The organism is uncultured Halovibrio sp., from assembly GCF_913056445.1.
Classification (GTDB): Bacteria; Pseudomonadota; Gammaproteobacteria; order Pseudomonadales; family Oleiphilaceae; genus Halospina; species Halospina utahensis_B.
On sequence record NZ_CAJXMA010000020.1, the window covers coordinates 1 to 13,102 of the forward strand.

The window sequence follows — 13,102 nt, forward strand, 5'->3', positions numbered from 1 at the left end:
CCCGCCGAGTACCGTCAGAAGGTGCTGCCGGCCGAGGTCACCTGCCGTGTTGCGGTGGAAGCGGGCATTACCGACTACTGGTACAAGTACGTGGGCATGGAGGGGCGCGTGCTTGGTATGACCACCTTTGGTGAGTCGGCGCCGGCCGGTCCGCTGTTTGAGGCGTTCGGCTTCACCGTGGATAACCTGCTCGCCATCAGCGAAACCCTGCTGGACGACATGGCGTGAACGGAGGGCGACCGATGCCGGCTCGGGTAGCGATCAATGGTTACGGGCGCATCGGTCAGTGCCTGCTGCGCGCGCTCTATGAGAATGGCTACCGCGACCAGCTTCAGGTCGTTGCTATCAATGAGCTTTCCGACCCCGAGACCATCGCGCACCTGACCCGTTTTGACACCACCCATGGCCGTTTTGCCGGTCAGGTGGATGTCAGTGGCCTGGGGCTGGTGGTCGATGGTGATCCCATCCGCATCGTGCGGGAGTCGGAGGCACAGAACCTGCCCTGGGGTGAGATTGGCGTTGATCTGGTGCTCGACTGCACCGGCCTTGGTGCCACCCGCGAGCAGGGTCGGAAGCATCTGGATGCCGGTGCTGGCCGGGTGCTGTTCTCCCAGCCGGGGGATCCGGATCTGGATGCAACCCTGGTCTACGGGGTGAACCATGAGACCCTGAGCGCCGGGGATCGCATCGTCTCCAACGCGTCCTGCACCACCAACTGCATCGTGCCCATCATCCAGGCTCTGGACGCGGCCTACGGGATCGAGCAGGGCTCCACGACGACCATCCATTCGGCCATGAACGATCAGCCGGTGATTGATGCCTACCATCACCAGGACCTGCGGCGCACCCGCAGTGCCTTTCATAACATGGTGCCTGTTGATACGGGGCTGGCTCGGGGCATTGAGCGGCTGCTGCCGTCCATGGCGGGGCGGTTCAGCTCGGTGGCGGTGCGGGTGCCGACCATCAATGTGTCGGCTATTGATATGACGGTGGCGGTGCGTTCGCAGACGGATACGGATTCGGTGAACGCGGTGCTGGCGGAGACGGCGGCGTCGTCGCTCGATGGGATCATCGGGTACACGGAGGAGCTTCTGGCGAGTACGGATTTTAACCATGATGCGCGCTCCGGGGTTGTGGATGCGGGGCAGACCCGGGTCAGTGGGGGGCGGATGGTTAAGGTGCTTTGCTGGTTTGATAATGAGTGGGGGTATGCGAATCGGATGCTGGATGTGGCTCGGTACTGGGGTCTGCTCCGGGAAGACTGACTTTGGTTAAAGTATTGAAAATTCATCGTTAATCGCGCTTTTGAGGAATCGCACCAATGAGCATTAAACGCATGACCGACATGGATCTGAAGGGCAAGCGGGTTCTGATCCGGGAGGATCTGAACGTGCCCATCAAGGATGGTGAGGTGACAGGGGATGCCCGTCTGCGGGCGTCGCTGGAGACGATTCGCGCAGCCCGGGATGCCGGTGGGCGGGTGATGCTCATGTCGCATCTGGGGCGCCCGGAGGAGGGCGTTTACTCGGAGGAGGATTCGCTCAAGCCGGTGGCGAAGCGGCTGGGTGAGCTGCTGGGTCAGGAGGTGCGTGTTCTGGATGACTACCTCGATGGCGTTGAGGTTGCCGAGGGGGAAGTCGTCCTGTGTGAGAACGTGCGCTTCAACAAGGGCGAGAAGAAGGATGATGAAACGCTGGCCCGCAAGTATGCGGCGCTGTGTGATGTGTTCGTGATGGATGCTTTCGGCACGGCGCACCGGGCCCAGGCTTCAACCCATGGCGTGGCGAAGTTTGCGCCGGAGGCCTGCGCCGGGCCACTGCTGGCGGGGGAGCTGGATGCGCTGACGAAGGCGCTGGATAACCCGCAGAAGCCGGTGGTGGCGATCGTGGGTGGTTCCAAGGTGTCCACCAAGCTGACGGTGCTGGAGCAGCTGTCGAAGGTGGTGGATAAACTGATCGTCGGCGGTGGCATTACCAATACCTTCCTGGCGGCCAGTGGTAAGCCGGTGGGTAAGTCGCTGTGTGAGCATGACATGCTGGATGAGGCCCGGGCGCTGATGGAGAAGGTCGAGATTGCCCAGCCCACCGACGTGGTCGTGGCCAGTGAGGTCTCCGAGAGCGCGCAGGCCACCACCAAGAAGGTGGAGGATGTGTCCGATGATGACATGATCCTCGACATTGGCCCGGAAACGTCCGCGGCCCTGGCCGAGGAGCTCAAGGGGGCGAAGACCATCATCTGGAACGGCCCGGTGGGTGTGTTCGAGATTGAGGCGTTCTCCCATGGCACCCGCAAGCTCGGCGATGCCATCGCCAGCAGCGATGCGTTTTCTCTGGCGGGTGGGGGTGATACCGTATCCGCAATCGACGAATTCGGTCTCAGCGACCGGATTTCCTATATTTCGACCGGCGGTGGCGCCTTCCTGGAGTTCGTAGAGGGCAAGACGCTGCCGGCCGTTGCCGTACTCGAGGAGCGCGGCGCCTGAGCGCCGCTACCAGACCTGATATTAAGGAGAGGCCGACATGGCACTGATTTCCATGCGACAGCTGCTCGACCATGCCGCCGAGCACGGCTATGGCGTTCCAGCGTTCAACGTGAACAACCTTGAGCAGATGCGCGCCATCATGATGGCGGCGAACAAGACGGACAGCCCGGTGATCGTTCAGGCCTCCGCCGGTGCGCGCAAGTACGCGGGCGCCCCTTTCCTGCGCCGGCTGATGGAAGCGGCGGCCGAGGAATGGCCGCATATCCCGATCGCGGTGCACCAGGACCACGGTTCCAGTCCGGCGGTGTGCCAGCGTGCCATCCAGCTTGGTTTCACGTCCGTGATGATGGACGGCTCTCTGGGCGAGGACGGCAAGACGCCCATGGATTACGACTACAACATGGGCGTAACCCGTAAGACCGTCGAGATGGCCCATGCCTGCGGTGTGTCCGTGGAAGGCGAGCTGGGCTGCCTGGGGTCACTGGAATCCGGTGAAGCCGGCGAGGAAGACGGTGTGGGCGCGGCCGGTAAGCTCAGCCATGACCAGATGCTGACGGACCCGGAAGAGGCGGCACAGTTCGTCAAGGATACCCACTGTGATGCCCTGGCCATCGCCATCGGCACCAGCCACGGGGCCTACAAGTTCACCCGTCCGCCGACGGGCGACATCCTCGCCATCGACCGGATCAAGGAGATCCACGCCCGCATTCCGGATACCCATCTGGTGATGCACGGTTCCTCCTCCGTACCCCAGGAGTGGCTCGATATCATCAACGAGTACGGGGGCGAGATCCCGGAGACCTATGGCGTGCCGGTGGAGGAGATCGCCGAGGGCATTCGCCACGGTGTGCGCAAGGTGAACGTCGACACCGACCTGCGCCTGGCCGCAACCGGTTCCGTTCGCCGCTTCCTGGCCCAGAACCCGGCGGAGTTTGATCCGCGTAAGTTCATGAAGGAAGCGCTGGCCGGCATGTATGACGTCTGCGTGAAGCGCTATGAAGCCTTCGGCACGGCGGGCAACGCCAGCAAGATCACACCGATCAAGCTTGAGGATATGGTCAGCCGTTACGACAGTGGTGAGCTTGACCCGAAGGTCAACTGATCAGTGACGTTAATGCCACAAAGCCGGGTGTGAATCGCGCCACAATCTGGTTTAGGCTTTATGCATGCTGACCGTGCATGGAATCCGTCTGACCAACATTGTGGCGCTGCTTGTCCTGGCGGTGTGCGTCCTCATGGCTGCTCCCGCCAGCGGGAGCCCGGATATCCGCGAGCATCACCGGCTGCCGCTCGAGAATGAACTCCAGTTCCTGGAGGATCCGGGGGGCAGTCAGGACCTGAAGGACGTGCGCGGGCGCAATGACTGGCGACACCTCGACGGCCACACCTTCAATCGCGGCTATTCGGATTCCGCCTGGTGGCTTCGGGTCCGTCTTGCCAATGACGGCACGACGGACCTGGAGCGGTTTCTCTCCATTGGCTACCCGGTGCTGGGCGATGTGAGGGTGTATGCGCTGGCCGAGGGCCAACTGCGCAATTCCTGGCAGCTGGGGCATGATTACCCCTACAGCCAGCGTCCCGTGGATCACCGTTTTTTCGTAGTGCCCCTTGAGTGGGCGCCGAAGGAAACGCTGGATGTCTACGTTCGCGTTCGTACCGACAGTTCCGTCCAGGTGCCCGTGACGCTCTGGGACCGCGAAACCTTCCGCAGTCATGACATCAGTGCCAACACTCTCCAGGGCATCTACTTTGGCGCCTTTCTGGTGATCGGCGTCTACAACCTTCTTCTGTTCTTCGCTCTGGGTGAACGCAACTACCTGTACTACGTCGGTTTCGTGTTCAGCATCGCGCTTCTGATGGCGTCGCTGACCGGCTATGGCTTCCGCTATCTCTGGCCGGGGGCGACGGAGTGGAATGATCAGGCGATCCTGATTTTCATCTGCGGGGTTCTCGGCTTTGCCGGCCTGTTCACGCGGCGTTTTCTGGAGCTGAATCGCCTGTCTAGCTGGCTGAATGGCTTCGCCCTGCTGGTTATCGCAGCCAGTAGTATCTGTGCGGTCCTGTCGTTCTTTCTCAGCTATTTCGTGCTGATTTCGGTTCTGATTCCCCTGGTGGTGCTCGGCTGTATTATGGCTTTCGCAGGGGGTGTCTATGCCTGGTATCGGGGCCAGATCACTGCCAAGTATTACGTCATGGCCTGGTCTTTCGTGCTGGCCGGAGGCGCTATCCTGGCCCTTTCCAAGGGCGGAGTACTGCCGTCGAACTTCTTCACCGATCACGCCGCCCAGCTGGGCTCCATCATCGAGGTGGTACTGCTTTCGTTCGCGCTGGCCCAGCGGATCAACGTTGAGCGTCAGCTCCGCTATCAGGCCCAGTCCGAAACCCTGGAGACGGCGCGGCGACTCAACCGGGAGTTGGAGGATCGGGTCAGGGAACGCACCCAGGAGCTGGAGGAACTCAACCAGAGGCTGAACGAGCTGAGTGTCACCGATGAGCTGACAGGGCTGCGCAACCGCCGTTTTCTGGATGCTCAGCTGCGCCAGGAGGTGGAACGGGCACGGCGCACCGGGCGGTCCATGGCCGTGGCCATGCTGGACATCGATCACTTCAAGCCGGTTAACGATACCTACGGCCACCAGACCGGGGATGAGTGCCTGAAGATGGTGGGCGAGATTATTCACGCCAATCTGCGCTCACCCCAGGACACGGCGGCCCGGTATGGCGGCGAGGAGTTCGCCATGATCCTGCCCGAGACGGATGAGGAGGGCGCGATGCGGGTTCTGGAGCGGATCCGTCAGGAGGTGGCCGCAGCGTCGGTTTCCTACGACGGGGTCACACTGCGGATGACGCTCAGTGGTGGCGTCACCATCCAGCGCGATGCCGAGGCCGTCACGCCTGAGCAGCTTCTGGCCGAGGCGGACGGGGCGCTGTATCGCGCCAAGTCCGGAGGGCGGGATCAGGTGTGTGTGTACAGGCCTCATGCCTCCTGATTGTCGGTATGTTTGAAATCACGGATGAAAATACCCCAGAAGGCGGTGAACAGGGCCGCGATGAGGGGGCCGATCACGAAGCCGTTGATCCCGAAGAGGATCAGCCCGCCGAGGGTTGAGAGCAGCACCATATAGTCCGGAAGCTTGGTGTCGCGCCCGACCAGGACGGGCCGCAGCAGGTTGTCGATCAACCCGATGACCACGGTTCCGAACAGCACCAGCACAACCGATTGGATCCAGTTGCCGATGGCGAACAGGTAGATGGCCGCCGGTACCCAGATCAGGCCGGCACCCACTGCCGGAATCAGCGACAGAACACCCATGACCACGCCCCAAAGCACCGCTGCCGGCAGCGCCAGAGCCCAGAAGATGAAGCCGCCGAGCAGGCCCTGGATCGCGGCGATGACCACGTTGCCCTTGATGGTGGCGCGGGTCACCTCCGCGAACTTGCCAAGCAGCAACTGCTCGCGCTCCCGGCTCAGCGGCACCGCCTGGCCGATGAGGTTGCGCAGGTAGCTGCCATCGCGCAGCAGGAAGAAGGCCAGATAGAGCATCACCCCGAAGTGGATGAAAAAGCGGGCGGTGTTCTGCCCGATGTTCAGTGCCGACTGGGCAAAGAACTGTCCGCCCTGCATGACCGCGTTGACTGCGCGCTCGCGCAGCGATTCGATATTCACGCCGAAGGATTCAAGGGCCGTGCCTACGAAGGGGACCGTCTCGCCAATGCGGTCGATGAAGGCCCGCGGGTCGATTTCCCCGGCCTGGATCTGCTGGTACAGGTTGACCCCCTCGAACACAAAGGAGGCGGCCACAAAGAGTGTCGGCAGGATCACGATGGTCAGGCAGAACGCGAGCGTGGCCAGTGCCGTCAGATTCGGCCGTTCTCCCCACAGCCGTGTAAAATACCGCTGCGCCGGGAAAAAGATGATGGCAATGGCGCAGGCCCAGAAGATGGCGCCGAAGAACGGCTGCATCAGGTACAGGAAAAGCGCGGTGACAATGAGCAGCAGGAACAGGAAGCTGCGCTGTTCGAGGCGTGCCTGCATGGTGTGGACCCTTCCCCGATTGATGAAAGGCAGAGGATACTGCGCCCCATGACCGATGCACAAACCAGCGGTGTTACCTGGCCGGTTCCGGCCCGCGAAGCCGAGGCGGAAACGCAGGTCCGTAAGAGCCGCTTCATCGCCAGGGCGGCCCCGGCCGCCAGCCGGGAGGAGGCGCTGGCACTGGTTGAGCGGGCGCGTCTGGACCATCCCGAGGCGCGCCATCACTGCTGGGCCTATGTGACCGGCGCGCCCGGGAGGGCCACCAGTGCCGCCATGAATGACGATGGGGAGCCGTCGGGCACGGCGGGTCGGCCCATTCTCAATGTCATTGAGCACAAGGGGATCGGGGATGTGGCAGTGGTCGTGATCCGTTATTTCGGGGGCGTGAAGCTGGGTGCGGGCGGCCTGGTGCGTGCTTACGCAGGCGCGGCCGAGGCGGTTCTGTCGTCGCTGGAAGTCGACCATCGGGAGCCGCGGGTGAGCCTTCAGCTGGAGATCGGCTTTGCGGATGAGCAGCCTTTGCGGCTGGAACTGGAGCGGCTGGGCGGCGAGCTGGCGGCCATTGAATATGGGCAGGGCGTTTCAGTGCGGGTGTCGGTGCCGGCGACAGCCCGGGAGGCCATCGGCTCATGGGCCGCCGGGCGCGGCCTTGGGGTAACGGAGCTCTAACTTCCTAGAAGCGCAGATGGGCGCCGATGCCGTTGGCCGTCAGGTAGACATCCGTTTCCACTTCCACCGCCGCCTGCCCGATACCGATCACACTGGATTCGCTCATGGTCCGTGGGAAGGTCCAGAGCTTGATTTCGTTGACCAGCATCCCGGTCAGAGCCACCTGCAGCGCGTCATCATGGCGGCCATCCTCCTCGGCAATGGCGTGATAGGCGCCGCCATTGACGATCAGCGAGCCCAGGCGCCCGCGCCAGCCCGTGCGGCTCTGCTCGGCCTGGGCCAGTGCCCTGGCATTACGGCGGGCGTCAGCCAGTGCGCCGGGGGCATCGCGGTCAATGGCATGGTGCCTGCGGTAGGCCGACAGGTGGGGCGGTGCCTTGATGATGGTATCCAGCAGCCCAAGGGTTGAGGTGAAGGCGCGGACACGTCCGTCGTACTCATCCGCGTCCGTGTCGGCGCCGGCACTGGAGAGAGCGCTGAACACAGCGGAACCGGCAAAGAACAGGCTCCAGCGCTGGCGCCATGTCTGGGCGCTGTCCAGACCGTCCGCCATGACCCGGTCCAGGGCCTGCCAGTCCGGTTTCTCCTGGGCACCGAGAGGCGGCGCTGTGGCTACCGCCGTCAGCACAGTGACTGCCATCAGCAGGCGTTTGGGTGTGACCATGGAACCTCCGGGTCAGTTCGGACTTCAGGTGAACGCCGCATTGTGGCGCAGTACATTCCACGATGATGTGATGGGCTGCACCGAACCGGCGTTTCTTGCTATCGATCAACGCGCTCCGGTATCCTCCTTCGCAATGTCCAGCCCTTGGAGCACCCCGCGCTGATGCTGCTTGCCGTTCTCTCCGGATTCATCCTGGCTCTGTTTGCCCCCCTGATCTGCAGGGTAGCGGGTGACCGGTGTGGGTGGGTGTTCGCACTGCTGCCGGCGACGCTTTTCGTGTGGTTTGCCTGGCTGCTTCCGGAGGTCATGGCCAACGGGGCGCAGGTGGTGCGCTATCCGTGGTTTCCGGCCATGGAGATCAACCTGGATTTCCTGATCGATGGCCTGTCACTGATGTTCGCACTGCTGATCAGCGGCATCGGTACCTTCATCCTCATCTATGCCGGCGGTTACCTGAAAGGCCATCCCTATCTGGGCCGCTTCTACGTGGTCATGCTCAGTTTCATGGCCTCGATGCTCGGGGTGGTGCTTTCGGATAACCTGGTGACGCTTTTCGTGTTCTGGGAGCTGACCAGCATCACCTCCTACCTGCTCATCGGTTTTGAGCACGAGGACGTCAAGGCCAGGGCCAGCGCCCTCCAGGGCCTGTTCGTGACGGTGGCGGGGGGGCTGGCGTTGATGGCCGGTCTCATCATGCTGGGCACCATGGCCGGGTCCTACTCACTGAACGACGTGCTCGCCTCGGATGCGGACCTGCTCGGGCACGAATGGGCCGTGCCCATGTTGCTGTGCATCCTGGCCGGGGCCTTCACCAAGTCGGCCCAGGTGCCGTTCCATTTCTGGCTGCCCAACGCCATGGCCGCCCCCACTCCGGTATCGGCCTTCCTGCACTCGGCGACCATGGTCAAGGCCGGCGTCTATCTGCTAGCGCGGCTGAACCCGGCGCTGGGTGAGGCGGAGCTGTGGACACTGCTGCTCAGTCTCTTCGGGGGCCTGACCATGTTCACCGGTGCCTTCATGGCCATCACCCATACCGGGGCGAAGAAGGTTCTGGCCTATTCCACCATCATGGCGCTGGGTACTCTGGTGATGCTGATCGGCATCGGCACCCACTATGCCTTGGTTGCGTTCGCAACCTTCCTGGTGGCGCATTCGCTGTACAAGGGCGCACTCTTCATGATCGCCGGCATTCTCGACCACGAGACCGGCACCAAGGATGTGGCGGAAATGGGCGGCCTGGCGTCGCTGATGCCGGTGACTGCGGTGGCGGCGGCGGTGGCGGCGCTGTCGCTGGCCGGGCTGCCGCCACTGCTTGGGTTCGTAGGCAAGGAGCTGATGTTCGAGGCGGTGCTGGATGCGCCTGCCTGGCAGATGCTGCTGCCGGTGCTGGCTTTCGGGGCCGGAATCGGTGTGATGGTGGCGGCAGGCATCATCGCCATCAAACCCTTCTACGGGAAGCGCCTGGAAACCCCGAAACACCCCCATGAAGCGCCGGTTTCCATGCTGGCGGGGCCGGTGGTGCTGGCGGGGCTGTCGCTGCTGTTCGGTGTGGCCCTGTTCATTCCGGAGCAGACCCTGGTGGCGCCAGTGGTTGCCTCCCTGGGCGGGACAGCGGAGAAAGTGCATCTGGCCCTCTGGCACGGCATCAACATGCCGCTGATCCTCTCGCTGGGCTGTCTGGTGGTGGCCGGGTTGATACTGCGCTTCTGGTCCCGCCTTCAGCCACAGCTGGATGTTCTGCGTGAGGGGCTGGGGCGCTTTGGCCCCGAGGCGGGCTACTTCCGGATCATGGAATGGCTGACCCGCATCGCGACCTGGCAGACGCGGGTGCTGCAGAACGGCACCATGGGCAACTACATGATCACGCTGGCGCTGACCACAGTCGGCATCACCGGCTTCACGCTCATCACCCAGTACGGGGTGCCGCTGCGGCTGCCGGTTCCGGATTCCGGCTTTGCCGCGGGCATCGCCCTGCTGATGATTGTGTCGGCCTTTTTCGCCACGGGGACGGTATCGCGGCTCGGGTCCGTGGCCGCCATGAGCATCGTCGGCTTTGCGGTGGCGCTCATTTTCATCCTTTTCAGCGCTCCGGATCTGGGCATCACCCAGATTCTGGTTGAGACCCTGACAGTGATCCTGCTGGTGCTGGTGCTGTTCCGGCTGCCCGGTTTCACGCGCATGTCCTCGCCCCTGGAGCGCTGGCGCGACATCATCGTGGCCGTGATGGTGGGCGCGCTCATGACGGTACTGATCCTGGCGGCTACCGAAGTCCAGTTCTTTGAACCCATCTCGGCCGAGCACGTGGCCCGCAGTGTCTCGGATGGCCACGGCCGCAACATTGTCAATGTGATCCTGGTGGACTTCCGGGCCCTGGATACCCTGGGTGAAATGTTTGTGCTGGCCCTGGCGGCCGTTGGTGTCTACTCCATGATCCGGCTCAAGGCGGAGGATCAGACAGCATGAGGGAAGCCAATACACTGATTCTTCGAACAGCGGCGCTGTTGCTGGTGCCTATGCAGTTGCTGTTCTCGGTTTTTCTGCTTCTCCGTGGCCACGACGAGCCCGGTGGTGGGTTCATTGCCGGGCTGGTGGCTTCCGGGGCCGTGGTGCTGTTCCTCTTCTCTTATGGCGTCAGCGCCACACGCGAGCTACTGCGGGTGGATCCGCGTGATTTTCTGGGCGTCGGGCTGCTCATCGGCCTGGCCTCGATACTGCCCTCGCTGATTCTGGGCCAGCCGGCCATGACCGCGCAGTGGTGGCAGATTCCGCTGCCCGGAGGCGACTACTACAAGTTCTCGACGCCGCTGATTTTCGATGTCGGCGTCTACCTGACCGTAATCGGTTCCATTCTCACCATGGTGGTGGGCCTTTCCGAATCGGAGGAATCCGATGCCTGAGTGTGGAGGCTGCTGATGGAAACACTGATGGCCTATATCGTGGGCGCGATGTTCGCTGCCGCAGTGTACATGATGCTGCGCCGGTCCATCGTCAAGCTGGTGATCGGCCTGATGCTGCTGAGCAATGCGGCCAATTTGCTGATTTTTACCGTGGCCGGAATGCGCCAGGGGGCGCCGCCTCTGGTTCCCGAGGGCGCCGAGGTGCCGGCCTCGGCCGTTGCCGACCCGTTGCCACAGGCGCTGATCCTGACGGCGATCGTCATCGCTTTCGGTGTGCTGGCGTTCTCTGTAGTGCTTATCCACCGAGCCTATGAGGTGGTCGGTACGGATGACCTGGACCGGATGAAGGATACCGATACCTGATGTCGCTGGCTGTTGCTCCCATTCTGGTTCCACTGTTCTTCGGAGCCCTGTCGCTGGCGCTGTGGCGCTACCGTATCGCCCAGCGTGTGCTGGGGCTGGTGGGAACCCTGGTGCTGCTGGCGGTAGCCATACGCCTGTTCCAGGTGGTGCATGCGGAGGGCATGGTGGTGCTGCATATGGGCGGCTGGGCCGCGCCGCTGGGCATCACCCTCGCCGTGGATATGCTGGGGGCCATCATGGTGGTGCTCACCGGCATAACGGGCCTGGCGATCGCGCTGTTTTCCATGGGCGACACCCCCGAGCGCCATGAGCATTTCGGTTACTACCCGCTGATGCACCTGCTGCTGGCGGGGGTGGCGGGCTCCTTTGTCACCGGCGACATATTCAACCTCTACGTCTGGTTCGAGGTGATGCTGATTGCCTCTTTCGCGCTTCTGACCCTTGGGGGAGAGCGGGCGCAGATGGAGGGGGCGATCAAGTATGTGACCCTGAACCTGTTCTCCTCGGCCATCTTTCTCTCGGCAGTGGGCATCCTCTACGGGCTGCTCGGCACCCTGAACATGGCGGACATCGCCCAGAAGATCGACCAGGTGGAGAACACCGCCATGATCAATGTGGTGGCGGTGATGTTCATGGTGGCCTTCGGCATCAAGGCCTCAGCCTTCCCGCTGTTCTTCTGGCTGCCGGCGTCCTATCACACGCCCCTGGTGGGTGTGTCCGCGCTCTTCGCCGGGCTGCTGACCAAGGTCGGGGTCTATGCGCTGTTCCGGATGTTCACCATTGTCTTCGACCATGACGTGGCCTACACCCATGAGATCCTGGTCTGGGTGGCGGGGCTGACCATGCTGTCCGGCGTACTGGGCGCCGCGGCCCAGTACGAGTTCCGGCGGATCCTTTCGTTCCACATCGTCAGCCAGATTGGGTACATGATCCTGGGGCTGGCGCTGTATACGCCGCTGGCGATCATCGGCGGGGTCTTCTACATCATGCACCACATCATTGTTAAGACCACGCTCTTTCTGGTCAGTGGTGTGACCTACCGGATCGCAGGCACCCATGAGCTGAAAGACCTGGGCGGGTTCTTCCGCAGTCGGCCGATGCTGTCGGTGCTGTTCCTGATTCCGGCCTTCTCGCTGGCGGGGATGCCGCCGCTTTCCGGATTCTTCGCCAAGTTCATTGTCATCCGTGCCGGCGTCGAGGCGGAGGCGTGGGGAGTGACCGCCGTGGCCCTGCTGGTGGGGCTCCTGACACTGTATTCGATGACCAAGATCTGGGCGGAGGTTTTCTGGAAGGCGGCTCCGGATACGGAATCCGGGGAGCCGGCCGGGCAGGGCAGTACCGTCGGACTGGGCTGGATGTATACCGCCATTGCCGGGCTGGCCGCCTGTACCGTGTTCATCGGCCTTAACGGTGAACCCATCTATGCGCTGGCGGAGACAGCGGCAGAGCAGCTTCTGAACCCGGATCGCTATATCCGGGCGGTACTGGAGGCGCGCCCATGATTGCCTTTTTCTGGAATGTGATCCTGGCACTGCTGTGGGTGGCTCTGACCGGCAGTTTTTCCGGGGGCAATCTGCTGGCGGGCTTTGTTTTCGGTTATCTCGCGCTTGCCGTCATGCAGCGCCACATACCGGTGCTCCATGGCTACTCCCAGAGGGTGCCCCGATTCATGGCCTTTGCCTTGTTCTTCCTGAAGGAGCTGTTTGTGGCCAATGTGCGGGTGGCCTATGACGTCATCACCCCGGTGTGGTACATGAAACCGGGCGTTATCGCCATGCGCCTGGAGGCGGAGAGCGACATCGAGATCACGCTTGTGGCGAACCTGATCTCGCTGACACCGGGCACGCTGAGTCTGGACGTTTCGGACGACCGTAAAGTGCTCTACATCCATGCCATGTTCATGGCCGACGAACAGGAACTGCGCGACAGCCTGCACGAGCTGGAGCGTCGGATCCTGCGTGTGCTGCGCTAACGTGATCGGCTGCGGGGAC

12 protein-coding genes and 1 pseudogene are annotated in these 13,102 nt (G+C 62.8%); 11 read left to right on the forward strand and 2 right to left on the reverse strand.

Features of this window, described 5'->3' with window-relative positions:
* The 5 genes and pseudogenes from QZ501_RS06080 to QZ501_RS06100 all read left to right on the forward strand — a co-directional run.
* Positions 1 to 228 (forward strand): annotated as a pseudogene (locus tag QZ501_RS06080) (transketolase); the annotation flags it as partial.
* Between the two features lie 14 nt (positions 229 to 242).
* Positions 243 to 1,265 (forward strand): glyceraldehyde 3-phosphate dehydrogenase NAD-binding domain-containing protein, encoded by a 1,023-nt coding sequence (locus QZ501_RS06085; RefSeq protein ID WP_295718032.1) that lies wholly within the window; start codon positions 243 to 245, stop codon positions 1,263 to 1,265.
* 56 nt (positions 1,266 to 1,321) lie between these two features.
* The gene (locus tag QZ501_RS06090) at positions 1,322 to 2,482 is read left to right on the forward strand and encodes a phosphoglycerate kinase (protein WP_295718035.1); all 1,161 of its coding nucleotides are present in this window, start codon (positions 1,322 to 1,324) and stop codon (positions 2,480 to 2,482) included.
* Positions 2,483 to 2,519: 37 nt separating this feature from the next.
* Positions 2,520 to 3,584, forward strand: coding sequence for a class II fructose-bisphosphate aldolase (gene fba, locus QZ501_RS06095; RefSeq protein WP_151440972.1), 1,065 nt, complete (start codon positions 2,520 to 2,522; stop codon positions 3,582 to 3,584).
* A gap of 64 nt (positions 3,585 to 3,648) precedes the next feature.
* Positions 3,649 to 5,472, forward strand: a complete 1,824-nt coding sequence (locus tag QZ501_RS06100) for a 7TM diverse intracellular signaling domain-containing protein (RefSeq protein ID WP_295718039.1) — start codon at positions 3,649 to 3,651, stop codon at positions 5,470 to 5,472.
* Here QZ501_RS06100 and QZ501_RS06105 read toward each other — a convergent pair.
* Complete coding sequence (locus tag QZ501_RS06105; protein ID WP_295718041.1) at positions 5,460 to 6,518, reverse strand: AI-2E family transporter; 1,059 nt, start codon at positions 6,516 to 6,518, stop codon at positions 5,460 to 5,462. The genes QZ501_RS06100 and QZ501_RS06105 overlap by 13 nt on opposite strands.
* Before the next feature lie 48 nt (positions 6,519 to 6,566).
* Here QZ501_RS06105 and QZ501_RS06110 point away from each other — a divergent pair, with 48 nt between their 5' ends.
* Positions 6,567 to 7,187: a YigZ family protein gene (locus QZ501_RS06110; protein WP_160897820.1), complete on the forward strand. Its 621-nt coding sequence runs from the start codon at positions 6,567 to 6,569 to the stop codon at positions 7,185 to 7,187.
* Positions 7,188 to 7,191: 4 nt separating this feature from the next.
* On the opposite strand, the gene QZ501_RS06115 is transcribed toward QZ501_RS06110, so the two are convergent.
* Entirely contained in the window at positions 7,192 to 7,851 is a 660-nt protein-coding gene (locus tag QZ501_RS06115; RefSeq protein ID WP_295718044.1) for a hypothetical protein, read from the reverse strand.
* A gap of 162 nt (positions 7,852 to 8,013) precedes the next feature.
* Here QZ501_RS06115 and QZ501_RS06120 point away from each other — a divergent pair, with 162 nt between their 5' ends.
* Genes QZ501_RS06120 through QZ501_RS06140 form a run of 5 tightly spaced genes read left to right on the forward strand, consistent with a single transcriptional unit; the run spans position 8,014 to position 13,083 of the window.
* Positions 8,014 to 10,314, forward strand: a complete 2,301-nt coding sequence (locus QZ501_RS06120; RefSeq protein ID WP_295718046.1) for a putative monovalent cation/H+ antiporter subunit A — start codon at positions 8,014 to 8,016, stop codon at positions 10,312 to 10,314.
* Positions 10,311 to 10,748, forward strand: a complete 438-nt coding sequence (locus tag QZ501_RS06125) for a Na+/H+ antiporter subunit B (RefSeq protein ID WP_151440977.1) — start codon at positions 10,311 to 10,313, stop codon at positions 10,746 to 10,748. The genes QZ501_RS06120 and QZ501_RS06125 overlap by 4 nt, the downstream gene beginning before the upstream one ends.
* Positions 10,749 to 10,763: 15 nt before the next feature.
* Positions 10,764 to 11,111, forward strand: coding sequence for a Na+/H+ antiporter subunit C (locus QZ501_RS06130; protein ID WP_077530485.1), 348 nt, complete (start codon positions 10,764 to 10,766; stop codon positions 11,109 to 11,111).
* On the forward strand, positions 11,111 to 12,613 hold the full coding sequence (locus QZ501_RS06135) for a Na+/H+ antiporter subunit D (protein ID WP_295718048.1): 1,503 nt from the start codon (positions 11,111 to 11,113) through the stop codon (positions 12,611 to 12,613). Before QZ501_RS06130 ends, QZ501_RS06135 begins: the two co-directional genes overlap by 1 nt.
* The gene (locus tag QZ501_RS06140) at positions 12,610 to 13,083 is read left to right on the forward strand and encodes a Na+/H+ antiporter subunit E (RefSeq protein ID WP_095618395.1); all 474 of its coding nucleotides are present in this window, start codon (positions 12,610 to 12,612) and stop codon (positions 13,081 to 13,083) included. Before QZ501_RS06135 ends, QZ501_RS06140 begins: the two co-directional genes overlap by 4 nt.
* The last annotated feature ends 19 nt before the right edge of the window (positions 13,084 to 13,102 follow it).